General features: G+C 69.5%; 17 protein-coding genes and 1 pseudogene. 11 read left to right on the forward strand and 7 right to left on the reverse strand.

The window, feature by feature from the left end; translation table 11 throughout:
- Positions 1–15: 15 nt before the first annotated feature.
- Together HYU53_11255 and HYU53_11260 are read right to left on the reverse strand one after the other, a co-directional pair.
- Complete coding sequence (locus HYU53_11255) at positions 16–810, reverse strand: response regulator transcription factor (protein ID MBI2221768.1); 795 nt, start codon at positions 808–810, stop codon at positions 16–18.
- 1 nt (position 811) lies between these two features.
- Positions 812–2,059 (reverse strand): histidine kinase, encoded by a 1,248-nt coding sequence (locus tag HYU53_11260; protein MBI2221769.1) that lies wholly within the window; start codon positions 2,057–2,059, stop codon positions 812–814.
- Between the two features lie 19 nt (positions 2,060–2,078).
- Here HYU53_11260 and HYU53_11265 point away from each other — a divergent pair, with 19 nt between their 5' ends.
- The 4 genes and pseudogenes from HYU53_11265 (at position 2,079) to HYU53_11280 (ending at position 5,781) form a co-directional block, all read left to right on the forward strand.
- The gene (locus tag HYU53_11265) at positions 2,079–2,510 is read left to right on the forward strand and encodes an NADH-quinone oxidoreductase subunit I (protein MBI2221770.1); all 432 of its coding nucleotides are present in this window, start codon (positions 2,079–2,081) and stop codon (positions 2,508–2,510) included.
- Between the two features lie 20 nt (positions 2,511–2,530).
- The gene (locus tag HYU53_11270) at positions 2,531–3,217 is read left to right on the forward strand and encodes a metallophosphoesterase (GenBank protein ID MBI2221771.1); all 687 of its coding nucleotides are present in this window, start codon (positions 2,531–2,533) and stop codon (positions 3,215–3,217) included.
- A 46-nt stretch (positions 3,218–3,263) separates the two neighbouring features.
- A pseudogene (locus HYU53_11275) lies at positions 3,264–5,064 on the forward strand (bifunctional homocysteine S-methyltransferase/methylenetetrahydrofolate reductase).
- Between the two features lie 21 nt (positions 5,065–5,085).
- Complete coding sequence (locus HYU53_11280) at positions 5,086–5,781, forward strand: methyltransferase domain-containing protein (GenBank protein ID MBI2221772.1); 696 nt, start codon at positions 5,086–5,088, stop codon at positions 5,779–5,781.
- 59 nt (positions 5,782–5,840) lie between these two features.
- On the opposite strand, the gene HYU53_11285 is transcribed toward HYU53_11280, so the two are convergent.
- From HYU53_11285 to HYU53_11305, 5 genes are read right to left on the reverse strand one after another with little or no spacing between them, the layout of a single operon-like run.
- Positions 5,841–7,127 carry an aminopeptidase P family protein gene (locus HYU53_11285; GenBank protein MBI2221773.1) on the reverse strand — a complete coding sequence of 429 codons (1,287 nt, stop codon included), beginning with the start codon at positions 7,125–7,127 and terminating at the stop codon, positions 5,841–5,843.
- 38 nt (positions 7,128–7,165) lie between these two features.
- On the reverse strand, positions 7,166–8,296 hold the full coding sequence (locus HYU53_11290; protein ID MBI2221774.1) for a hypothetical protein: 1,131 nt from the start codon (positions 8,294–8,296) through the stop codon (positions 7,166–7,168).
- An 8-nt stretch (positions 8,297–8,304) separates the two neighbouring features.
- Positions 8,305–10,716 carry an endopeptidase La gene (gene lon, locus HYU53_11295; protein MBI2221775.1) on the reverse strand — a complete coding sequence of 804 codons (2,412 nt, stop codon included), beginning with the start codon at positions 10,714–10,716 and terminating at the stop codon, positions 8,305–8,307.
- 36 nt (positions 10,717–10,752) lie between these two features.
- Entirely contained in the window at positions 10,753–12,477 is a 1,725-nt protein-coding gene (locus HYU53_11300; protein MBI2221776.1) for a M28 family peptidase, read from the reverse strand.
- A 17-nt stretch (positions 12,478–12,494) separates the two neighbouring features.
- Positions 12,495–13,199, reverse strand: coding sequence for an isoprenylcysteine carboxylmethyltransferase family protein (locus HYU53_11305; protein MBI2221777.1), 705 nt, complete (start codon positions 13,197–13,199; stop codon positions 12,495–12,497).
- Positions 13,200–13,331: 132 nt separating this feature from the next.
- On the opposite strand from HYU53_11305, the gene HYU53_11310 reads away from it, so the two are divergent.
- From HYU53_11310 to HYU53_11340, 7 genes are all read left to right on the forward strand, one after another.
- Positions 13,332–14,600: a beta-ketoacyl-[acyl-carrier-protein] synthase family protein gene (locus HYU53_11310; GenBank protein MBI2221778.1), complete on the forward strand. Its 1,269-nt coding sequence runs from the start codon at positions 13,332–13,334 to the stop codon at positions 14,598–14,600.
- Positions 14,597–15,727: an FAD-dependent monooxygenase gene (locus tag HYU53_11315; protein ID MBI2221779.1), complete on the forward strand. Its 1,131-nt coding sequence runs from the start codon at positions 14,597–14,599 to the stop codon at positions 15,725–15,727. Before HYU53_11310 ends, HYU53_11315 begins: the two co-directional genes overlap by 4 nt.
- Entirely contained in the window at positions 15,724–17,682 is a 1,959-nt protein-coding gene (locus HYU53_11320) for a hypothetical protein (protein MBI2221780.1), read from the forward strand. The genes HYU53_11315 and HYU53_11320 overlap by 4 nt, the downstream gene beginning before the upstream one ends.
- 20 nt (positions 17,683–17,702) lie before the next feature.
- Positions 17,703–18,866: an aminotransferase class I/II-fold pyridoxal phosphate-dependent enzyme gene (locus tag HYU53_11325; protein MBI2221781.1), complete on the forward strand. Its 1,164-nt coding sequence runs from the start codon at positions 17,703–17,705 to the stop codon at positions 18,864–18,866.
- 131 nt (positions 18,867–18,997) lie between these two features.
- Complete coding sequence (locus HYU53_11330; GenBank protein ID MBI2221782.1) at positions 18,998–21,496, forward strand: tetratricopeptide repeat protein; 2,499 nt, start codon at positions 18,998–19,000, stop codon at positions 21,494–21,496.
- The gene (locus HYU53_11335) at positions 21,493–22,308 is read left to right on the forward strand and encodes a DUF4159 domain-containing protein (protein ID MBI2221783.1); all 816 of its coding nucleotides are present in this window, start codon (positions 21,493–21,495) and stop codon (positions 22,306–22,308) included. The genes HYU53_11330 and HYU53_11335 overlap by 4 nt, the downstream gene beginning before the upstream one ends.
- An 8-nt stretch (positions 22,309–22,316) precedes the next feature.
- The gene (locus HYU53_11340) at positions 22,317–23,339 is read left to right on the forward strand and encodes an AAA family ATPase (protein MBI2221784.1); all 1,023 of its coding nucleotides are present in this window, start codon (positions 22,317–22,319) and stop codon (positions 23,337–23,339) included.
- Positions 23,340–23,378: the final 39 nt, after the last annotated feature.

Consider the following 23,378-nt stretch of genomic DNA (forward strand, 5'->3'; position numbering starts at 1 on the left):
CTTCAAACCGCGGGTCTAGAGTCTCAGGTACTCCCGCAGACGCCTCGTCTGGGCGCGGCTGACGGGGATCTCCGTGGCCTTCGCGTCCTTCATCTTGAGGATGTAGTTCCGGCTGAACCAGGGCACTATCTCCTTTATCTTGTGTATGTTAACCAAGTGCGACCGGTGTACCCGCCAGAAGACGCCGGGGTCCAGCCGCGCCTGCAGTTCGTCCAGGCTCCGATAGTTAGACGTTCCTGAGACGCCGTTTGTTACTACCGTTATCGTATCGTCAACGAGCGAGGCGTGCACGATCTCGTCGGCCTGGATGAGCAGGAAGCGCTCGGCGACCTTGATCGCCACCTGCTCACGCCGGCCGTCCCGCTCGGACAGCATCCGCAGGAGGCGCTCCAGCTCTTCGGTGCCGAGCGGCGGGAGGCCGCGCGGCCGGTCCGCGGCGAGCCGCCGCCGCACCTTGTCGATCGCCTGGACGAGCCGCTCCGGTTCGACCGGCTTCAGCAGGTAATCGACCGCGCTCACGTCGAAGGCCTCGATCGCGTACTGATCGTACGCCGTGACGAACACGAGCTGCGTGCCGGACTCGCGCTGCAGCAGCCGCCTGGCCACCTCGAACCCGTTCAGCCCCGGCATCTGCACGTCGAGGAGCACCAGATCGGGATCGTGCGCCTCGATGATCTTCAGCGCGTCCACGCCGTTGCCGGCCTGGCCCACGACGTCAACGCCGCCGATGCGCTGCAGCTGAAAGCACAGCTCGTCACGCGCGAGCTGCTCGTCGTCGACGACCACGACCTGCAGCGCGTCCTGAGTCATGTTACGCCGTCACCCGCTCCTGGACCAGCAGCTCGGGAATCTCGATGCGGGCGACGGTGCCCTGACCCGGGTTGCTGTCGAGCTTCAACCGGTAGTTCTTGCCGTAGATCACCTGCAGCCGCTCGTTGACGTTCCTGATCCCGATGCCGCCGCGCATCGCGGACTCCAGTCCTTCCATGGGAATCCCGAGCCCGTCGTCGATCACTTCGATGATCGCGTGGCCGTTGTGGCGGCGCGACCGGATCGTGATCCGGCCGTCTCCCACCTTGCGCGACAACCCGTGCTTGATCGAGTTTTCGACCAGGGGCTGCAGGATCATGCTCGGCACGACGACGTCGAGGACGTCGGGGAGCTCCTCGCGGAGCGTGACGAAGTGGTCCTGGCTGCGGAGCAGGCGGCGGAGCAGGCCGGACAGCTTGACGATCAGCGTGCGCGCCGTTTCCGGCTCGGACCGGATCAGCGAGGAGATCGACGTCAGCGTGTTGAAGAGAAAGTGCGGGTTGATCTGGCTCGCCAGCGCCTCGATCCGGGCGGCCATCAGCAGCTGTTCCTGTTCCTCGAGGCGGGGCTCGATGCGCGCGCTGTTCCAGATCTTGATCGGGATGGCCACGGCGAGCACGGTGGTGAGGCACACGAGCGCGAGGAACCAGGCGTTGCTCGGCGCGAGGCAGAAGAGCCGCTCGATCCCGAAGCGGTGGCCGAGCGCCTGCCGGAGCAATTCGAGCGCGATGAGCGCGGCAATCAGGAGGATGTGCCAGTCGATCTGGAGCCGTCGCACGAAGCGCCAGGCGTCGCGGTGAAGGCCGGTGAAGAAGAGGGGCGACAGCCGCCAGATCGTTTCCTTGGGGCAGACCTCGCGCAGCCCGCCGCCCGCAAAGCCGCAGCCGACGGCAAAGGGCAGCGTGATGAACTCGCCGGCGATGGTTGCCGGGGTGCCCACGAGCGACCCGACGATCGCGCCGGCGTAGGGGCCGGCGATGAGCCCCGCGAGGAACGCTCCCTCGAGCGACAGGTCGAACGCGTTGTAGTTGAGCAGCAGCCGCGCCACGATGCCGGCGCACAGGGGAATGCCCAGCCCGGCCGCGAACACGAGCCGTTCCGGCCAGTCCCGGCGCTCGGTGAGCAGGATCCGGCGGAACCACCGGAAACGGACGAGCATCGTGGTGAGGATGGCGGCCACCGCCAGCTTCACGATGAGCGTCGTCAGCAGGAACTGCTCCGCCGAGAGGAACTTGGGCTCGTGCTGCAAGTCCTTATATGATAGCTGGATGATCCGGCCGCTGCTCATCGGGTTCGCGACGACCCTCAAACACATCTTCCGGAAGCCCATTACGGTCCAGTACCCGGACGGGAAGATGCCCATGTTCCCGAAATACCGCGGGAAACAGGTGCTGATGCGGGACGAGAACGATCTGGAGAAGTGCGTCGCGTGCGGGCTGTGCGCGGTGGCGTGCCCGTCGGACGCGATTTACCTCGAGGCGGCGGAAAACGACGGCACGGTGAAGGCCGGCCCGCGCTACGCCAGCATCTACCAGATCCACAAGACGCGGTGCATTTTCTGCGGCTACTGCGAGGAAGCCTGCCCGGTTTCCGCCGTGTTCATGGGCAAGGACTACGAGCTGGCGGTGTACAGCAAGGACGACTTCATCTGGGACAAGCAGGATCTGCTCGTGCCTCCGTCGGCGGCAAAGACGGCGTAGTGGTCAGTGGCCAGTGATCAGTGGCCAGTGGTCAGCTCGGTGCCCTCGGCGACATCCATAAAGACTGGCCGTCGGTGCGCCGGATCATGGCGCGCCACCCCGAAATTCCCGCCTGGCTCTGCGTCGGCGATCTCGGTGACGACGAGGGGATCTACGAGGACGTTCCGGCGCCGCTGTACTGGATCAAAGGCAACAACGAGTGGTTCGATTACCTCGCCGCACACGCGCACGATGCGCGCGGGAACCTCGTGTACGTGCCGAACGGCACGCTCGCCGAGGTGGCAGGCGTCCGGGTCGTGGGCGTGGGTGGCACCTTCGCGCCCACGTGGTATGACGCGGATCCGGCCGCGCTGCCGCATCCCCGGAAGAGGACAATGAAGGCGACGGCGCTCGCCGACAAGCGGCGCCATTTTGTGAAGGCGGAAGTCGAGGCGGCCAAGGCGCTAGGCCGGCAGATGCGGGTGGACGTCCTGCTCACTCACGAGGCCCCGCGGCCGTTCCGCGTGGGTCGCATGGATGCCGGCAAGGCGCCGATAAATGAATTGATCGCCGCCATCAGGCCCCGGCTGCATCTGTTCGGCCACCACCACCGGTTCGACGAGCGGGAGGTGGAGAGCACGCGGTCGATCTGCCTGGACCTGGTTTCGCGTTCGTACCTGCTGCTGGATCCGAGGACGTGGGAATACGAGAAATTGGTGATTTGGTGATTTCGTGATTTCGTAATCTGGACCACATTACCAAACTACGAACTTCATGACTGCGAAGTCCTTCATCGACGAAATCGACAGGCGCGTCCTGGTCTGCGACGGCGCGACGGGGACGATGCTGTACGCGAAGGGCATCTTCCTGAACCGGTCGTTCGACGAGTTGAACCTGACGCAGCCGGACCTGGTGGCGGAGGTGCACCAGGCGTACGTTCGCGCGGGGGCCGACCTCATCGAGACGAACACGTTCGGCGCGAACCGGATCAAGCTCGGGTCCTTCGGCCTGGCGGACCGCGTGCACACGATCAACGCGCAGGGGGCGCGCATCGCGCGACACGCCGCGCGCGAGCAGGCGTTCGTGGCCGGCGCGATCGGGCCGCTCGGCATCCGCATCGAGCCGTGGGGCAAGACGGGCGTGGACGAAGCGGAGGAGTACTTCCGGGAGCAGGCGAGGGCGCTGCACGAAGGCGGGGTGGATCTGTTCATCCTCGAGACGTTCCGTGACCTCAACGAGATTCGCGCGGCGATCCGCGCCGTGCGCAGCGTGTGCGATCTGCCGGTCGTCGCGCAGATGACGACCGAGGAAGACGGCAACACGCTCGATGGCGCGCCCCCCGAGTCGTTCGCGCCGGCGCTGGAGGCCGAAGGGGCGGCGGTGATTGGCGTCAATTGCAGCGTCGGCCCCGCGGCGATGCTCGAGACCATCGAGCGGATCGCGCAGACCACGCACGCCCGCCTGGCGGCGCAGCCGAACGCGGGACGGCCTCGCGACATCGAAGGGCGCAACATCTATCTCTGTTCCCCTGAATACATGGCGTCGTACGCCCGGCGCTTCATCGTCAACGGCGTGAAGCTGGTGGGGGGCTGCTGCGGGACGACGCCCGAGCACATCCGGCAGATCAAGCAGGCGGTGCGCGCGCTGGCGCCGCCGGGATCGCGCGCCGTCGCGACCGCGCCGAAATCGGCGCCCGCGGTGGCCGTCGTGCCGGTCGAGCGGGCGGAGAAGTCGCGGATGGCGAACGCGCTCGCGCGCGGCACGTTCGTCGTGAGCGTGGAGCTGGTGCCGCCGCGCGGTTATCGTACCGACGATGTGGTGGCGCAGGCACGCGCGCTCAAGATCCACGGCATCGATCTGGTCAACGTGCCGGACGGTCCGCTGGCCAGCGCGCGGATGAGCGCGCTCGCCGTCTCGGTGCTGGTCCAGCAGCAGTGCGGGCTCGAGCCGATCCTGCATTACGCGTGTCGCGATCGGAACCTGCTCGGCATGCAGTCAGACCTGCTCGGCGCGCACGCGATGGGCATCCGCAACGTCCTGCTCATCACCGGCGATCCGCCGAAGGTGGGGGACTATCCGGACGCGACGGCGGTGTTCGACGTGGATTCGATCGGCCTCACCAACGTCGTCACGCGCCTGAACCAGGGGCTCGACATCGGCGGGCAGCCGATCGGGCAGGCGACCTCGTTCCACATCGGCGTGGCGCTGAACCCTGCGGCGCCGAACCTGGACGACGAGATCCGCCGGTTCAACTACAAGCTCGAAGCGGGGGCGGAGTTCGCGATCACGCAGCCGGTGTACGACGTGGCGCAGGTCGAGCGCGTGCTGGCCAGGATCCCGCGGCAGCAGATCCCGATCCTGGCCGGCCTGACGCCGTTCGAGAGCGTTCGGCACGCCGAGTTCCTGGCCAACGAGGTGCCCGGGGTGTACGTGCCGGACGCGCTGCTCGACCGGATGCGGGCGGCCGAGGCCGCCGGACGGGCCGCTGCGCGGGATGGTGAAGGGTCTGCAAATCAGCGTGGCGCCGGCGGCGGTGCCGGACGTCCTTGAACTAGTGACCGCCGCTTCATCGTAATGGTATAGTCCGAGCACCCGCATGGCCTTATTTGATCGGAAGGATCCGCACGAGGAACTCGTCGGATCGGATGCCGCCACTCGCGCGCTTTCGGTAACCGCCGTCGAGAACGATTTCGTCGAGGGGGTCTACGAGAAGCTCGCGAAGGTGTACGACTGGGTGTTCGGTCCTACACTGCATCCCGGGCGCGTCAGGGCGCTCAAGCGGATGAGCATCGCGCCGGGCACCAGGGTGCTCGAGGTGGGCGTCGGCACGGGGATCAACCTGTCGATGTACCCACGCGACTGCCAGGTGACCGGCATCGACTTTTCCGCGTCCATGCTCGAGAAGGCGCGCGAGCGGATGTGGAAGAAGGAGCTGTCGAACGTGCGGCTCCTCCAGATGGACGCTGCCGATCTCAAGTTCCCCGACAGCAGCTTCGACATCGTGTACGCGCCGTACCTGATCAGCGTGGTGCCGGACCCGGTGCAGGTCGCGCAGGAAATGCGCCGCGTGTGCCGGCCGGGCGGCCGGATTATCTTCCTGAACCACTTCCTGAGCCCGAATTTCCTGCTGTCGAGAGTCGAGCGGCTGATCTCGCCGCTGACGATCCACATCGGATTCAAGTCGGACCTCGACCTGCCCGCGTTCCTCGCGCAGGCGGACCTCAAGCCAGTGACGATCGAGAAGGTGAACGTGCCGAAGCTCTGGTCGCTGGTGACCTGCATCAAGGACTAGGCACGAGGCTGAAGGGAGGACCTCGTGTCTGCTGCGGCAGCCTCGTGCCTTGCGCCTGATTAGAACGGCCTTTCCAGCGACTCGCTCTGCGGCGTGAAGAGCTCCGCGCCGGTTTCAGTGATCACCATGTCGTCCTCGACGCGGACGCCGAATTCCCCCCTGATGTAAATTCCCGGCTCGTTGCTGAACGTCATTCCCGGCTGGAGCGGCTGCGTGTTGCCGCGCACCAGGTACGGCCACTCGTGCCCGTCCATACCGAGCCCGTGCCCGAGGCGGTGGGTGAAGTACTTGTAGTCGGGGCCGAACGCGGCATTGGCGATGACCCTGCGCGCGGCCGCGTCCACCGCCTCACAGGGAACGCCCGGTCGCGCGGCGCGCAGCGCGGCGTCCTGCGCCTGTCGATTGATGGCGAACACGCGCTTCATCTTGTCGCTCGGCGTGCCGAGCACGAACGTGCGGCTGATGTCGGACGCGTAGCCTTCCACGCTGCAGCCGCCGTCGATGAGCAGGATCGTTCCTTCCTTGATGACCTGCGGCTGGACGGAGCCATGCGGCAGCGCGGAGTACTCTCCGACCTGCATGCCGGCTCCGCCCTGGAACCCAAGCTGCGCGTGCGCGGCGGAGACGAGGCGTCCAAAGTCGGCCTGTGTCATGCCCACCTGCAGCGATTCGTACGCCGCCTTGTAGGCGCGCAACGTCACGTCGGACGCCAGGCGCATCAGGGCGAGTTCGTGCGCGTCCTTCACCATGCGGCACCCGGCGGTGATTGGCGTGGCGCTGACCACCTTCAGGGCGGGGGCGGCGTGCGCCACCCCGGCGCTGAACACGAACGTCACGGTCTCTTCCACACCGAGCGTCCCGGTGAGGATGGCGCGCTTCTTCAGGCCCTGGGCCACGAGCGCGTAGGGGTTCTCGTGCTCGTGCCACGTCAACACGTCCGCGTTCGTCCCGAACGGGCCGAGGCCGAGCTGCTCGCGCGCGCGGTCCTCCTCGAACGCCGGGCAGACGACGAACGGATGGCCCGACCGCGGCACGACGAGGGCGAACAGGCGCTCCCCTCCGCTCCAGCGGACGCCGGTGAAGTACACGAGCGACGTGCCCTGGCAGAGCATGATGGCGTCGACCTTCTGTTCCGCCATCAAGCGCTGCGCCTTCTGGAGGCGCAGCAGGCGCTCGGGATTGGTGATGGGCTTCGCCAGGCTGCGCATGGATTTCAGCGCGGCGATCGGCGCAGGTCGATCCGCGGGCGGCACCTGCCCCTCGCCCCCGAGAGCGAAGGAGGGTCGCGACCACGCCGCAATGCCTGTCAGTGCAGACAGCCGGAGCAGAGATCGTCTGGTGAGCATGCGCGACAGGATATCGCAACAGCCACCTGGATGGGGGATCAGGACAGCGCGGCTTCGATGCGCCGCGCCACGTGGTCCGCGCCATCGATGCGTCGCGGCCCGGCCGGCTTCGATTGGGCGAGCGCCTTGTCGAGCGCCGCGCGCCAGCGCCCCGCGAAGAGGTCCGCCTGCTCGATGAACGCGCAGCGGAGGAACGCGGGCATTTCGCGCACGAGGACGGGATACTCGCGGAATCGACCGCGCGAGGTGTACACGAGCGCGGTGTCGTTGGCGAGGCACTCCGAGATGATGCCAAACCCGGGCTTCGTGATGACCACATCCGCCGCACGGACGAGATCCTCGTAGCGAAAACCGGAGCCGTAGATGGCCCGTTCCTGCAGCATGACGACCGGCGGTTCGGGGGAGCGGGCCGTTCCAGTCGAGGTCTCGGTGACCACGACGACGTACTCGTCGAGGCAATCGATCTGCGCCGGGGAAAGCCCGCGGAGGCCGTACCCGCCGAACGACGACAGCACGACGCTCCGGTCGAGCGGCAACCCGAACGCGCGCCGTGTCTCCTCCGGATCGCGCCGCGAAAAGCGCGCGACGAACGGCACGTCCTCCACGCGGCGGATCGACTGGAACCCGCCGTGCATCGGCAGCCGCCACGCGCCGTGGGCGTGCGCATAGGCGCGCGCGACGGTATCGATCACTCCCGGCGCCAGCCGCTCCGTTTCGTCGTAGTCCTCGTAGATCCAGTCCCACGTGAAGTTGCCCAGCGCGAACGCCGGCACGCCGGCACGCGCCGCCGCGGCGAAGGCGAGCGGCGGGATGTCGCCGACGATGAGCAGATCGGCGGACCTGGAAGGTCCGCCCCGGCGCAGCGACTCGAGCCAGCGGGCCTCACGTTCAACGCGCTCGTCGAACGTGGCGTAGAACGCCGCCGCGCGCCGCATGGTCTCCGCAATGTCGTGCGTCAGGCTGTCACGCTGGACGATGCCCGTGTCGGTCTCCGCGGAAACGAACTCGTGCGGCACGGTCAGGGTGAGATCGAACAGCCAGCGCGGGGCGCCGGTGCGCACGACGATGCGGGTGGACGGGTGCCGGGCGCCGTACGCGTTGATGACCTCGATGTCGCGCGAGGCATGGCCGAAGCCATGCGCGGATATGTAGAAGACCAGGCCCGGCACGTGTACTTCTACGGCGCAGGTGCCGGGGCCGGCAATGCGATGGGGAGGACCTCGTCGAGGGTGGAGACCGGCACGAAGCGCATCTCCTTCTTCACTTCGCCCGGCAATTCCTCGGTGTCCTGGAGGTTCTGCTGCGGCAGGACGAAGATCTTGATGCCGTGGCGCCGGGCGGCAAGCGCCTTCTCGCGGATGCCGCCGACCGGCAGCACGAGGCCAGACAGGGTGATCTCGCCGGTCATCGCCACGTCCTCCCGGACGGGTTCCTTGCGGATCGCCGAGACCATCGCCGTGGCCATGGTGACGCCTGCCGAAGGGCCGTCCTTCGGGATCGCGCCGGCGGGCACGTGCACGTGCAGATCGTGGCCGTCGAGGAACTTCGCGTCGATGGCGAGCTTGTCCGCCTGCTCGCGGATGTGACTGAGCGCGGCGCGGGCGGACTCCTGCATCACGTTGCCGAGCTGTCCGGTGAGCGTCACGTTGCCGTGGCCCCCCGGGAGCAGCACCGCCTCGATGAAGAGCACGTCGCCCCCGGATTCGGTCCACGCCACGCCGGTCGCCACGCCGGGCCGCGATGTGCGGAACGCCACGTCCGGCCTGAACGGCGGCGGGCCGAGGAACTTCGCCACTTCCTCCGCCTCGACGTTCTCCACGGTTTCCAGCGGATTGGCGGCGCCCGCGGCGCGGGCCGCGACCTTCCGCGCGATCGTTCCGAGCTGCCGCTCCAGCGTACGCACCCCCGCCTCGCGCGTCCACTCGGTGATCACGCGGGTCAGCGCCGCGTCGTCGATCTCGAGCTGGTGCGGCTTCAGCCCGTTCTCGGCGATCTGGCGCGGCAGCAGGTAGCGCCGCGCGATGTGCCGCTTCTCCTCCTCGGAGTAGCCGGAGAGCGAGATCATCTCCATGCGGTCGAGCAGCGCGGGGTGGACCGTGCCGAGCTGGTTGGCCGTGGCGATGAACAGCACGCGCGAGAGATCGAGCGGGATCTCGAGATAGTGGTCGCGGAACGCGTGGTTCTGCGCCGGGTCGAGCACCTCGAGCAGCGCCGCGGCGGGATCCCCCTGGATGCCGACGCTGATCTTGTCGATCTCGTCCAGCATGAACACCGGGTTGCTCGCGCCCGCCTGCTTCATGGCCTGCGCCAGCCGGCCGGGCATCGCGCCGATGTAGGTCCGCCGGTGCCCGCGGATCTCCGCTTCATCGCGCACGCCGCCCAGCGAGATGCGGACGAACGTGCGGTTCATCGCGCGCGCGATGGACTGGCCGAGCGACGTCTTTCCCACCCCCGGCGGCCCGACGAAGCAGAGGATTGGCCCCTTGATGGTCACCGCCTGGCCCTCGGCGGCCTGGGCGGACTTGAGCTTCTGCACCGCCAGGTACTCGACGATGCGCTCCTTGACCTTGTCGAGATCGTAGTGGTCCTCGTCGAGCACGCGCCGCGCTTCGATGGGGTCGAGCCGGTCTTCCGTGGTCTTCGCCCACGGGATCTCCAGCACCCAGTCGAGGTACGTGCGGATCATCTGGTACTCGGGAGACGCCGGGGTCATCCGCTCCAGGCGATCGGCCTCGCGCGTGGCCACGGCGGCGACCTGTTCCGGCAGGCCCGCCTTCGCGATCGTGTCGCGTACTTCCTGCACTTCGCTGTCGGTCTCGCCCAGCTCCTGCTGGATGGCCTTGAGCTGCTGGCGCAGCACGTACTGGCGCTGCGATTCGCTGATCTCCTTCTCGGCTTTCGACTCGATGCGCCCCTTCAGCTCGAGGATGTCGATCTCGCGCGAGAGCGCGCCGGCCACCGCCGTCAGCTTCACCGAGAGATCGTTCTCCTCGAGCAGCCGCTGCTTGTCCTCCGGCTTCATGTCGAGCATGCTCGCGAGCAGGTACGCGATGCGCAGCGGATCGTCGATGGTCGTGACCAGCGCGCGCAGGTCCGGCGAGAGACCGGTGGCGAGCGACAGGGCGCGCTCGACCAGTTCCTGGATGCGGCGCACGTGCGCGTCGACCTCGAGGCTGCGCGTGGCCTGCTCGGGAAGCGGCCTGATGAGCGCCGTGATGCCCGTGCCGTCGGCAGCGCTGTTGAGGAACTCGGCGCTGGCGCGCGAGACCCCCTCGACCAGCACGCGCAGGCCGTTGGTGCCTTTCGCCATCTGGCGGACGATGCCGACCGTCCCCGTGCGCTTGAGGTCGTCCGGCCCGGGCTCTTCCTCTTCCCCCTCCTGCAGCAGGAGCAGCACCATGCGGTCCCCGGCGAGCGCGCGGTTGACCGCCTCCACCGAAACGGGGCGGCTGACGGCCAGCGGCGCGACGGTCATCGGGAACACGACGGAGCGGCGGAGCGGCAGCACCGGCAGCTCGGAGGGAAGCTGCGGCGCGCCGTTCTGCTGATCGGGCGAGGATTGATCGGTGCTGCGGCTGTTGTCGGGCATGAGTTCTCGTTGCCAGCGCCCGCGGAACGGGCGCGGTCAGGGTTCGAGGTGCGCGGCCCGGGCGGACGGGCGGGGCTCGGCGTACGCCGGCAGCTCCGCATCGGTCGCCAGGCGCCAGGTCACGCGGAACGCGAGCCGGGCGATCTTCTCCAGCTTCTCGAAATTGATCTTGCCCACGTCATCCTGCGGCGTGTGGTAGTCGGGATGCAGCCCGGTCGTGAAAAAGATCGCCGGGATCCTCTGCTGCAGGAACGGCCACTGGTCGCTCCGGCGAATGAGGTTCTGCGGTGAGACGTCGAGCACCTGCCTGATCGTCAGCCCCACGGCCGCGTTTTCCTCGCGTACGAGCGCCGAGAACGCCGGGCTGTAGGAATAGCCGAGCAGGTGCACGGTGTTGGTGTTCTCGGCGGCGGTCGTCTTCGCGAGTCCCCTGAACCGGAAGTCCGTTGGATCCGGCACGTCCTCGTTGCGTCCGATCATGTCGAGGTTCACGTTGGCGACGAGGCGTCCGGCGGGCGCCGGATGCTCGACGAAGTACTCGGATCCAAGAAACCCTTTTTCCTCGCCGTTCCAGAGCGCAAACACGACGGTGCGGGCCGGCCTGCGGCCGCCCCGCGCGGCGGCGGCAAAGGCCTCGGCGGCCTCGATCACGCCGACGGTGCCCGAGCCGTTGTCGTCCGCGCCGTTGTACACGCGCCCCTCCGCGTCCAGGCCGTCGTGATCCATGTGCGCGCCGACGACCACGATCTGCTGCTTCAGTTCGGGGTCCGTCCCTTCGACCATGCCGACCACGTTGTGGACGACGACGCGCTCGCGCGCGAGGTCGATCGACAGCCTGGCCTGGCGGCCGGCGACGGCAAACGAGGCTGGCGCGCTGATGGCGCCGTCGCCCGCGCGCTCCAGGACGTCGTCAATGGTCTTCTTCAACGCGGCGGCCTTGCGTTCCTCCGGCACCGCTTCGGAGGACAACAGCGCTTCGGCTGCGCCGGTGGAGATGACGGCGATCGGGAGGCTCTCACGATCGACGCGCCCCGCCATCTGGAAGTTCCGGCTCCTGACCGGCGGGTCCGCGGGCCAGACGCTCTTCACGTCGCGCATCCGCGCGCGCACGATGAGGAGTCCCGCGGCGCCGTGCGCTTTCGCGTTGGCGATCTTCGCTTCCGCGCCGGCGTGCGCGGTCGGCGCGCGGCCCAGGAACCGGCTGCGCTCGTCGTCGCTCTGCGGCTCGCCGTCGAAGACGACCACGAGCCGGCCGCGGGCGTCGATGCCGGCGTAGTCGTCGTAGCGGTGTTCCGGCGCGGTGATGCCGTAGCCCGCGAACACGACGCCGGCGGAAACCGAGCGCGACGCCGACGCGGCGTGCGGGTAGAAATCGCCGCCCGCCACGTAGCACGTCGCCACCTCGGCCCGGTTGACCTGCTCGGAGGCCACCAGCTCGTTCATCTCGCCGAGCGTGCTGAAGTACAACTCGACCGGCTGCAGGTACGCCGCCCCCGCAGCGCGTCCGAGCTGCAGGCGCTCGAAGAGAGAGGCGAGGTACAGCTCCGCGACGTGATTGCCGGCGTGGCCCGTGCCGCGCCCCTGCAGTTCATCGCTCGCGAGGAAGCGGAGATGCGCGCGCAGGTCGCCGGCGTCGATCGTGTTCGCCGCCTGCTCGACCGCGTCGGGCAGCGCGCCACCCGTGTACGCCACCCCTGACAGCGCGGCCACGACTGCCGCGAACACCAGTTGCATCACCGGGGCGTGCATCCGCCTGCGCATGAGGGCAGTTTACTCCATCAGTAGACGCCCGGCAGAAACCGCCACCGCACGCGGCGCTTGTATTCGCGGTAGCTGTCGCCGAATGCCTGCTCGAGGGAGCGCTCCTCGAGCGGGATGGCGAGCGCGAGGTAGAGCGTGCTGATGAGCGCGAAGGTGAACCGGCTCGCCGTCATGTATGGCGCGCCGAAGACGAGCAGAACCCAGCCCAGGTAGACCGGGTGCCGAACGATCGTGTAGGGTCCGAGCACCTGCAGCGGGGCGAGCGATTTGGCGCGCCGCACGTGCTGCACCTGTCGAATGCCGGCAAGCTCGAGGGCGTCAAGCCTCGCCGAGGCGCGCAACGCCAGGCCGATGCCCGCCACCTGCACGGCGTAGAGCGGCCACGCCCACGCGCCGCGCACCTCGTACATCACGCCGGGCACGGGACGCCACAGCGCGCACACGACGACGAAGAGCGCACTCGCGATCCAGACGTACAGCGACCGTTCACGTTCAGGGGGCAGCACGCGCGCGAGCGCCTGCTTCACGCCCGCCCGCGGCATGATGCTGTGGTGCGTCGCGAATGCCAGGAACAGGGCGAGGTCGAGGGCGACCGGTGTGATCCAGTCGGTCCCCGCGGCGGGGCGGCCGAGGAGCACGAGATAGAAATAGAGGAAGTAGAGCAGCGAGGCAACGAACGCGGCGCCGCCGAGCCAGGCGGCCGCGACAATGGCGGAAGACACGTCGCGCCGTATTATAGGAGGTATGCCGGAGACGGTCGGGCCTCCAGTCAGGCGCCGCAGGTGCTCGAACTGTCCTGCACCGCGCGGTCACTGAGCATCAACAGAGGCTGCTCGTGCGAAGGAGAGGGGTTCTTGCGTATCGCCATCACCGGCATCGGTGTCGTCTCTCCGTTCGGCATCGGCAGGGAACGGTTCTGGACGCAGGTCAGCCGCGGCTGCAGCGGCGTGCGGCCGATTGAGGCGTTCGACGCGAGCGAGCTGCCCTGCAAGGTGGCTGCGCCTGTTCCCCCGCTGGATGTGACCGACGTGTTCCCGCCGGGGGGCAACGGCAATGGCGGGCCGTCCGGCGGCGTGTCCGGGAAGGCCGACCCCAAACGCTACGCGAAAGTGTCGCTCATCGCGGTGCTCGCCGCGCGTGAGGCCTGGTCCGACGCCGGGCTGCGCCTCGGCGAGCCCGGTGCGGGCGTCATCGTCGGCAGCGGGGCCGGCGGCATCGACATCGCCGAGCAACAGTATCGCGAGTTCTTCACCGCGTCCGGGCGGCGCGTCACGCCCTACGCGATCCCCGTGTCGATTGTCGGCATCGTCTCCAGCGAGATTTCGATCGCGCTCGGGCTGCACGGGATCAGCCACGTGCTGTCCACGGGCTGCACGAGCTCCACCGACGCGATTGGCTACGCGGCGTCGCTGCTTCGCGCCGGCGAGGCGGACGTGCTGCTGACGGGGGGCGCGGACGCGTGCGTGACCGCCGGGATGATCTTCGGGTTCTGCCGCATGCGCGCGGTGTCCACGCGGTACAACGACACCCCCGCCGAGGCGTCGCGCCCGTTCGATCGGGGGCGGGACGGATTCGTGCTGGGCGAGGGGGCCTGGATGCTCGCGCTCGAGCGCGAGGATCGCGCGCGCGCCCGCGGCGCGCGCGTGTACGCCACGGTTGATGGCTACGGCTCGACGTGCGACGCGTACCATCGCGTGCAGATGGACCCTGACGGCGAGCAGATCGTGCGCGCGATGCGGCTGGCGATCGAGCGGTCCGGCCGCGCGGCGGAGGAGATCGGCTACGTCAATTTCCACGGGACGTCCACGCAGCTCAACGACGCCGTCGAGTCGCGTTGCGTGCGGCGGGTGTTCGGCGCGCGCGCCGACGCGGTGCCGGGCTCGTCCACCAAGTCGATGATCGGGCATCCGCAGGGGGCGAGCGGCGCGGCCGGGATCGTCACAACGGCCCTCGCCCTGTCTCATGGGTTCCTGCCGCCGACGATCAACCAGCGCGAGCCGGACCCGGAGTGCGACCTCGACGTGATCCCGAACGCGGGACGGCCGGGGCGTGTCGAAGCGGCGCTCTGCAACTGCCTCGGGTTCGGCTCGAAGAACAGCGCCATCGTGCTGGGACGCGGATGAACCCGGACGTCATCGTGGTTGGCGGCGGGCCGGCGGGAAGCGTCGCGGCCATCGTGCTGGCGCGCGCCGGCGTGCGCGTGCGCCTCTTCGACCGCGCGCGGTTCCCGCGGCGGAAACTGTGCGGCGACACCCTGAACCCGGGCGTGAGAGCGCTCCTGGCGCGACTGGGGCTCTCGGGAGCGACCGAACAGGGCGGCACGCCCGTCGCCGGCATGGTGGTCACCGGTGGGGGAGTGGCGGTGACCGGCCGCTATCCGCGCGGTGTGACCGGCCTCGCCCTCACGCGGGCCGTGCTCGACGCGCGGCTCCTCGACGCGGCGGGGAAGGCCGGCGTGGGAATCGACGAAGGGACGCTGGTGTCCGGCGCGTACTGTCCGCGCGGCACGACGGTCGGCGGCGTGCGCGTGGCGCAACGCGGCGGCGGCGCGCGCGGGATCGTGCGCGCGCGCCTCTGCATTGCCGCCGACGGCCGCCACTCCACGCTGGCGTTCACGCTCGGGCTCTCGCGCCATCCGGAGAGCCCCCGGCGCTGGGCCGTGGGGAGCTATTACACCGACGTGGAGGGCATGACCGACTTCGGCGAGATGCACGTACGGCGGGGCCACTACATCGGCGTCGCGCAGGTGCCCGGCGGCCTGGTGAACGCGTGCCTGGTGACGCCCGATCGCGCGCGCCTGAAAGATCCCGAGCGGGCGCTGCGCGAAACGCTCGCAGGCGATCCGATGCTTCGCGAGCGGTTCGCGCGCGCACGACCCGTCGCGCCGGTCGTCACGCTCGGGCCGCTCGCCGTTGATGCCCGCGCTGCGGGGATGCCGGGGCTCCTTCTTGCGGGCGATGCGGCCGGCTTCATCGATCCGATGACGGGCGATGGCCTGCGGTTCGCGATACGGGGAGGCGAGCTGGCGGCGCGCGCGGCGCTGCACGCGCTCGAGACCGGCGATCAGAACGCACACGAGCGGCTGGCCGGCCTGCGGCGCGAGTTCCGGCGCAAGCGCACGTTCAACCGCGCGTTGCGCGCGCTCGTCGGCTCCCCCGGCGCCATCCGCGTCGCCTCGGCAGGGGCGCGAATGGCCCCGGCGGCGCTGCGCTACGTGATCGACGTCGCCGGAGACGTCCGCGCCGCATGACCCCACACGCCCGCATCATCAGCACCCTCGTCATCATCTTCGGGCTCATGGCCGTGGAAGCGCGGCGCTCGGCTCGCAACGAGCGCGCGCTCCGCGCGCGCGGCGCCGTCGAACCGCCGTCCGACGTGTATGCCTGGATGCGGATCGTTTACCCGCTCGCGTTCATCGCGCCCGCCGTCGAGGGATGGCTGCGGGTGGCGGATCCGCGGGAATGGTGGCTCGCCGGGCTCGTGGCCTTCGCCGTGGCGAAGGGGCTGAAGTACTGGGCCGTGCGATCGCTCGCCGATCGGTGGTCCTTTCGCGTGCTCGTCGTTCCGGGCGCGCCCCTCGTCACGCGCGGCCCGTATCGTTTCCTGTCCCACCCCAACTACCTCGCGGTCGCAGGGGAGATCGCCGGGGCGGCGCTGCTCCTGGGCGGACCCCGCACCGGCGCGCTCTTTACAATTCTCTTCGGCTGGCTGATGCTGAGGCGCATCACAGTGGAGGAGCGCGCGTTGCAGGTCCCGAAACCGAGTGCTGAGCCCGCTGGCCTCCCGCGATGGGCCGGTTGGTTCGACGCGCTCTCCGTCACCCTGTTGCTCATCGCTCTCAAGGTCGCCATCAGCAGCGGGCTGCGCGCGTCCGCGTTCGGGCAGCTCATCACGGTGCGCCAGGCGTGGCGCCCGGCGCTCATCGCGCTGGCGCTCATGGCGTTCCGGCACTGGCGCGCGCCGCGGCCGCACCTCGTCCAGAGGATCTGGGAGGCGCTCGGTGCCGCCCGGCGCCGGCCCTATGCGGACATCGTTCGCATCTGGGCCGTCAGCCGGTTCGGCGTCGTCATGGTCGGCGCCGTTGCCGTGCTCATCATCGGCCGCCCGCCCACGATGGAGTACCGCGTCTCAAACGATCTGCTGGCCGATCTCCCGGGACGATGGGACGCGGGGTGGTACGCGGCGATCGCGCAGGAAGGCTACCGCGACCGCGCGCGCGCAGGTGAGCCGGCGCAGCGGGCGGTCGCCTTCTTTCCGGCGTACCCGATGCTGCTGCGCGCGGCGTCGGTGTTCACCGAGCCGCAGCGGGTGGCGGACATGACGTACGACCGGTACATCGAGCTGCGGCAGTCGCGGCTCGTCTGGGCCGGCCTGCTGATTGCCGTCGCGATCTTCCTGCCGGCGCTCGTCGCCCTGTACCGGTGGATGGAGGTGCGGAGCACGCCCGACGCCGCGCTTGCCACCGTCGTCTTCCTCTCGGCGTATCCGTTCGCGGTCTTCTACAGCGCGCCCTACACGGAATCGCTGTTTCTGTTTTCCGCCGTGAGCGCCTGCCTCGCGTTCGAGCGAGGGCGGTGGCTTGCCGCCGCCGCGGCGGGACTGCTGGCGGGGCTGACGCGCCCCAACGGCGCGATGTTGAGCCTGACGCTTGGACTGATCGCGATCGCGCCGCTGCTGGCGCGCGATCGGCGCGCATCGATCCGGGAACTCCCGGGCCGGCTCCTCGTGGCGGCGATGCCCGGCGCCGGCATGCTGGCGTTTTCGGCGTACACGTACTCGCTCTCCGGCGATCCGTTCGCGTGGATGAAGGTCCAGGAGGCGTGGGGACGCAGCTTCGCGGGATCGACGGCCTACGCGGAGTGGGTCGTCGTGACCGTGTGGCACGACGGGCTCCTCGCGTGGGTGCGACGCTCGCCCGCGGAGTTCATCCAGACGCTCGCCGCCCTCTTCGCGCTCGGCATGACCTGGCCCGTCTACCGGCGGCTCGGCGCTCCCTATGCCGTGTTCATGCTCGCCAACCTGCTGCCCCCGCTGTTCAAGGGGGGCGTGCTGTCGATCGGGCGGCTGACTTCCACGCTGTTCCCGATGTTCGCCGCCCTGGCGCTCATCGTCCCTCCCTCGCGCCGCGCCGGCTGGCTGCTGCTCTTCGCGTTAGGACAGGGTTTGATCGCCGCTTTGTTCTTCACCTGGCGGCCGGTGTATTAGACTCCCCCGAGGAGGGGAGCATGCGCGTTTCGCGTAGGGGATTCGTCCGTGCGGCGGGCGTGGCGGGCGCGTCCGCACTCGTTTCTCTGCGGGGTGCGCAGCTCCTCGCGCGCGGCCGCGAAGCGGCTGTGGGCGAAGGACGGGAGTTCGAGTTCGTTCCCGCCAGCGCGACCGGCCCGATTCGCCTCAGCAGCAACGAGAACCCGATCGGGCCCCCGCCGGTTGCCGTCGAAGCGCTGATGGCGGCGCTGGCCGCCGACGCGCCGAGGTATCCCGGCGGTCCGACGCAGAAAGTCACCGAGCGCATCGCCGCCCACCATTCGGTGCCCGTTGAATCGATCGTCTGCGGCAGCGGGTCCGGCGAGATTCTTCGAATGGCGGTGTACGCGTTCACCAGCCCGCAGCGCGCGCTGATCACCGCCGCCCCCTCTTTCGAGGATCCCACGCGTTACGCGGAGCTGCTGGGCGCGCGCGTCGACGCGGTGCCCGTGACCCGTGACCTGAAGCTCGATCTCGACGCGATGGCGGGCCGCGCGCCCGGCGCCGGACTGATCTTCGTCTGCAACCCCAACAACCCGACGGCGACGGTTCACGGCTCGAAGGTCATCTCCGAGTTTGTCGAGCGCGTGCAGCGAGTGTCTCCCGGGACGACAGTCCTCATCGACGAGGCCTATCACCACTACGTGCAGGATCCCGCCTACCAGACCGCCCTGCCTCTCGCGCTGGGGCGTCCGAACGTCGTGGTGTGCCGTACGTTTTCGAAGCTCTACGGGATGGCGGGTCTCCGACTCGGCTATGCCGTGGGCCGGCCGGAGACCATCGCGGCGCTCCGCCGCCAGAGGCTGGCAAACGGTGTGAATGCGCTGGTGGCGCCGGCCGCCGCCGCGGCGCTCGGTGATGACGGGCTGATGGCCCGTGAGCGCGCCCGCAACCACGCAGCGCGCGAGTTCGCACGGACGGCGCTGGCGGAACTCGGGTATCGGTCGATCCCCTCCGAGGCGAACTTCATCATGGTCGACGTGCGACGCGACGTGCGGGAGTTCAATCGCGCGTGCGCCGAGCGCGGCGTCCTGATCGGGCGGCCCTTCCCGCCGCTGGTCACGCACGCCCGTATCTCCATCGGGACGATGGAGGAAATGCAGGCGGCGCTGGACGTCTTCGAGAGGGTACTTGCCGCCAGCTAGGCGGCGTTCACGTCCTCCGGCGCATCGTGCCGCGCAATCCGCCGGCTGCCGGCTGGCGTCAAAAGAAGATGAGCGGCGGACAAGCTGCCTCCTGCCGTGCGTATCGCGGCGCCGCCTTTCTCGGCGTCGCCATGACGGCGCTGCTGTGCGCGCCGACGGGGGCCGCGCGCGCGCAGGTGCCGCCGCCGGTTCCGGAAGTCGTCCCTGCCGACCCGTCGTTCCTGCAGTCCGCCACCACGCTGCTCGCGCACGGCAAGCTTGACGAGGCGGTGGCGCTCGCCGAGCAGCGTGCCGCGGTCGATCCCGAGGCGCGCGCGATCCTGGCGCGCGTGGCGCTTCGCAGAGGCCGGGTCGAAGAGGCGCTGGCGCTGCTGACACCCGCTGCCGCACAGGATCCGGCCGGGCAGGCCGCGCTCGAGCTTGCCCTGCTGCAGCGCGATCGTGGGCGGCACGAAGAAGCGTTTGGCCTGCTCGGACCGATTGCCGCGGCGGGCGCCGGGGCAGGCGATGTGGCAGCCATCGTGCGCGTGGCGCGCGCCGCGGCGGCACTGGGCGAGTTTCGCCAGGCCAACCAGCTGTTCCGCCGTGCCTCGCGCGCGGCCGGAGGCGACCCGGCCGTGGAGACGGCGTGGGGCGAGCTGTTCCTCGAAAAACATAACCACGAAGACGCGGCGCGCTCGTTCGGCGAGGCGCTGAAGGGGGATCCCGAGTGGGCGCCGGCCCATGCGGGTCTGGCGCGCGCGCTCATGGACGGTAATCCGCCGGCGGCCGCGGGCGCTGCGGCTCGCGCGCTGGCCATCGACCCCACGATGGAAGACGCGCTCCTCACGCAGGCGCACCTGCAGATCGACGCGGGCAAGCGCGCCGAGGCGCGCGCCCTCGTGCGGCGCGCGCTGGAGGCCAATCCGGCCAGCCTTGCGGCGCGCGCGCTCCTTGCCGCTCTCGCGCGCGTCGACGATCGCGCGGCGGAGTTCGACGCCGAGGTGGCGCGGCTGCTCGAGGCGAACCCGCGGTACGCCGCGGCCTACGACACGGCGTCGGACCTGCTCGCGCGCGCGTACCGGTTCGAAGAAGCCGTGGCGCTCGGACGGAAAGCCATGGACACCGACCCGAGCAATGCCGCCGTGACGGCTCGCCTCGGCCTCAATCTGATGCGGACGGGCGACGAAGTCGAAGCCCGCCGGTCGCTCGATGCCGCCTTCCGCATCGATCCGTATGACGTCGTCACCTACAACCTGCTGGCGCTGCTCGACACGCTGGATGATTTCGAGACCGTCGAGGAGCCGCCGTTCACGTTCCGCTTTCACAAGAGCGAGGCGGCGGTGCTGAAGGAGTATGCGCCTGCGCTGGCCCGCGAGGCGGTGTCGGCGCTGGCGAAGCGCTACTCGTTCACGCCGCGCGGTCCGATCCTCGTGGAGATCTTTCCCCGCCACGACGATTTCGCCGTCCGGACGCTGGGGCTGCCGGGGCTGCTCGGCGCGCTCGGCGCCTGCTTCGGTCGCGTCGTGACGATGGATTCGCCGAAGGCGCGACCGCCGAACACCTTCAGCTGGCAGGCGACGCTGTGGCACGAGCTGGCCCACGTATTCACGCTGCAGATGTCAAAGCAGCGCGTGCCGCGGTGGCTGACCGAAGGCATCTCCGTCTACGAAGAGGGGCGGGCGCGGCCCGAATGGGGACGCGAGATGGACGTCGCCTTCGCCCGGGCGTGGCGGGACGGCCGGGTGATCCCGCTCGCGGAGCTGAATGAAGGTTTTACGAGGCCGGAGACCATCGCGCTGGCGTACTACCAGGCGTCGCTGCTCGTGGAGCACCTCGTGAAGCTTCGCGGCGATGCCGCGCTCATCGCGCTCGTCACCGCGTACGGCGACGGACTGGACGACGAGGCGGCGCTGCAGCGCGCCGCGAATCTCTCGATGGTGTCCTTGCAGGGGAGTTTCGACGCGGCGCTCAAGACGCGATTCGAGAAGCTCGCGCACGTCTTGCGCGAGGTGGCCGGGCTGAAGACGGCCAGCGAGCCGGGCGCGCTGGCGACGCTCGCCGCACAGCACCCCGACAGCTTTGCCGTGCAGATGACGCTCGGGAAGGCGCTGGCCGATGCGGGCGACCGCGCCGGTGCGGTCGCGGCCTATGAGCGCGCGGCGGCGCTGGTGCCGCAGGCCGCGGGACCTGAAAGCCCGCGCGCGCGGCTTGCGGCGCTGGCCGAGTCGCATGGCGATCACGCGCGCGCCGTGCAGGAGTTGACCGCGCTGACAGCCGTCGATCACACCAGCGTGGACGCGGCCAGGCGGCTGCTCGCGGCGGCGGAGCGCACGGGCGATGCCGCGGCCGCGCGCGCCGCGGCCACGCGCGTCGTGGCGCTCGATCCGTTTGACAGCGCGGCGCACACCGCGCTGGGGCGGGCAGCCCTGCACGACGGCGACCACGCCGCCGCAGCCCGCGAATTCCGCGCGGCGCTGAACACGGGACCCGCCGACAGCGCCGCCGCGCATTGCGATCTCGGCGAGGCGTACTTCGCGGCGGGCCGCCAGGCGGACGCCAAGCGCGAGGCGCTCGCCTCGCTCGACGTCGCGCCGCTCTTCGAGCGCGCGCAGGAACTCCTGCTGAGAACCGTGGAGGTCCGGCGGTGAGCGGCCGTCGGCTGCTCGCGGCGTGCGCGCTCGTGCTGCTGGCCGCGGCCGCCGCGGCGCAACGGCCGGATCGCGGCGCCGCGCCGCCGCAGGCGGCTCCGCCCGCCGCGGCCGGCGACGGCGGCCGATTCGCCGGGCTGCAGTGGACGTTCGTGCGCGTGCGCTACACGGCCTGGGCCGGCCGCGGCCGCTTCGGCGGGTCGCTGTACGACGAGCCGTGGGCGATCGACTACAACGCCGCGGAGCAGAACCTCACCCGGCGGTTGCGCAGCGTCACCTCGATCGACGCGGCCGATCCCATCGTGCTGTCGCTCGACGATCCCCGGCTGCCGCTGTACCCCTGGCTGTACGTCGTCGAGCCGGGCAACCTGAGGCTCCAGGACATCGAGGTCCCCATTCTGCGGGACTTTCTCCTGCGGGGCGGCACGCTCACCTTCGACGACTTCCACGGGCCGGTCGAGTGGGCGAACCTCGAGCGCGAGATGAAGCGGGTGTTTCCCGACCGCGAGATCGTCGAGCTGACGCCCGCCCATCCGATCTTCAGCTGCTTCTACAAGATCGATCGCTACCCGCAGACACCGGGGCTCGGCTCGTTTCTGCAGGGGCGCACGTGGGAAAAAGGAGGCTTCGTGCCCCACCTGCGCGCGATCCTGGACGATGCGGCGCGCCCGATGGTGCTGATCAACTGGAACACGGACATGGGCGACGGCATCGAGTGGTCGAACGCCGCCGAGTATCCCGGATACGTGAAGTACACGGCGGAGGCGTATCGCATGATGATCAACGAGATCATCTATGCCCTCACGCACTAGGAGGCGGCATGCAGGTGCCCCTGACAGGTGTGAACGGAGAGGTGGCGGCCCACGCGATGGCGGATCGCGTGGCCCAGGGACGCGAGCGGATCCTCGCGGAGATTCGCAAGGTCATCGTCGGACAGGACGACGTGATCGACCAGGTCCTGCTGGCGCTCTTCACCGGCGGGCACTGCCTGATCACCGGCGTCCCGGGGCTGGCGAAGACGCTCCTGATCAAGACGCTCGCCGAGATCCTGGATCTCAGTTTCAAGCGCATCCAGTTCACGCCGGACCTGATGCCCGCCGATATCACCGGCACCGAGATCCTCGACGAGGAGGCGGGGCACCGCGCGCTCCGCTTCGTGAAGGGCCCGGTGTTCGCGCAGATCATCCTCGCGGATGAGATCAACCGCACGCCGCCGAAGACGCAGGCCGCGCTTCTCGAAGCGATGCAGGAATACCACGTGACCGCCGCCGGGCGGACCTACGAGCTGGATCGTCCCTTCTTCGTGCTCGCCACGCAGAACCCGGTGGAACTCGAAGGCACGTATCCGCTGCCCGAAGCGCAGCTCGATCGCTTCATGTTCAACGTCGTGATGAGCTACCTGCCGGAGGACGACGAAGTCCGCGTGGTGACGGAGACGACCGGCGCCGAGCGGCCCCGCCCGTCGACGGTCATGACCGGACCGGACATCCTGGAGTTCCAGCGGCTCGTGCGCGAGGTGGTGGTCTCCGATGATGTCGCGCGCTACGCGGTGAGGCTCGCGTCGGCGTCGCGCCCGAACAAGAACGGCCTCGACTTCGTGGAGAAGTGGGTGAAATGGGGGGCGGGCCTGCGGGCGTCGCAGTCGCTGATCCTCGGGTCGAAGGCGCGCGCGCTCACGCGCGGCCGCTATCACGTCTCGGTCGGCGACGTGCAGGCGCTCGCATCGCCGATCCTCCGCCACCGCATCATTCCGAACTTCTACGCCGAGTCCGAGCGGATCGCGGCCGACGACATCGTCCACCGGCTGCTCGAGAGCGTGCCGCCGCCGCGGAGCGGGCTGTGAGCGAGCGATCCGCGGATGAGGCCCGCACTAGCCTGGCGC

This window comes from Acidobacteriota bacterium (assembly GCA_016184105.1).
Classification (GTDB): Bacteria; Acidobacteriota; Vicinamibacteria; order Vicinamibacterales; family 2-12-FULL-66-21; genus JACPDI01.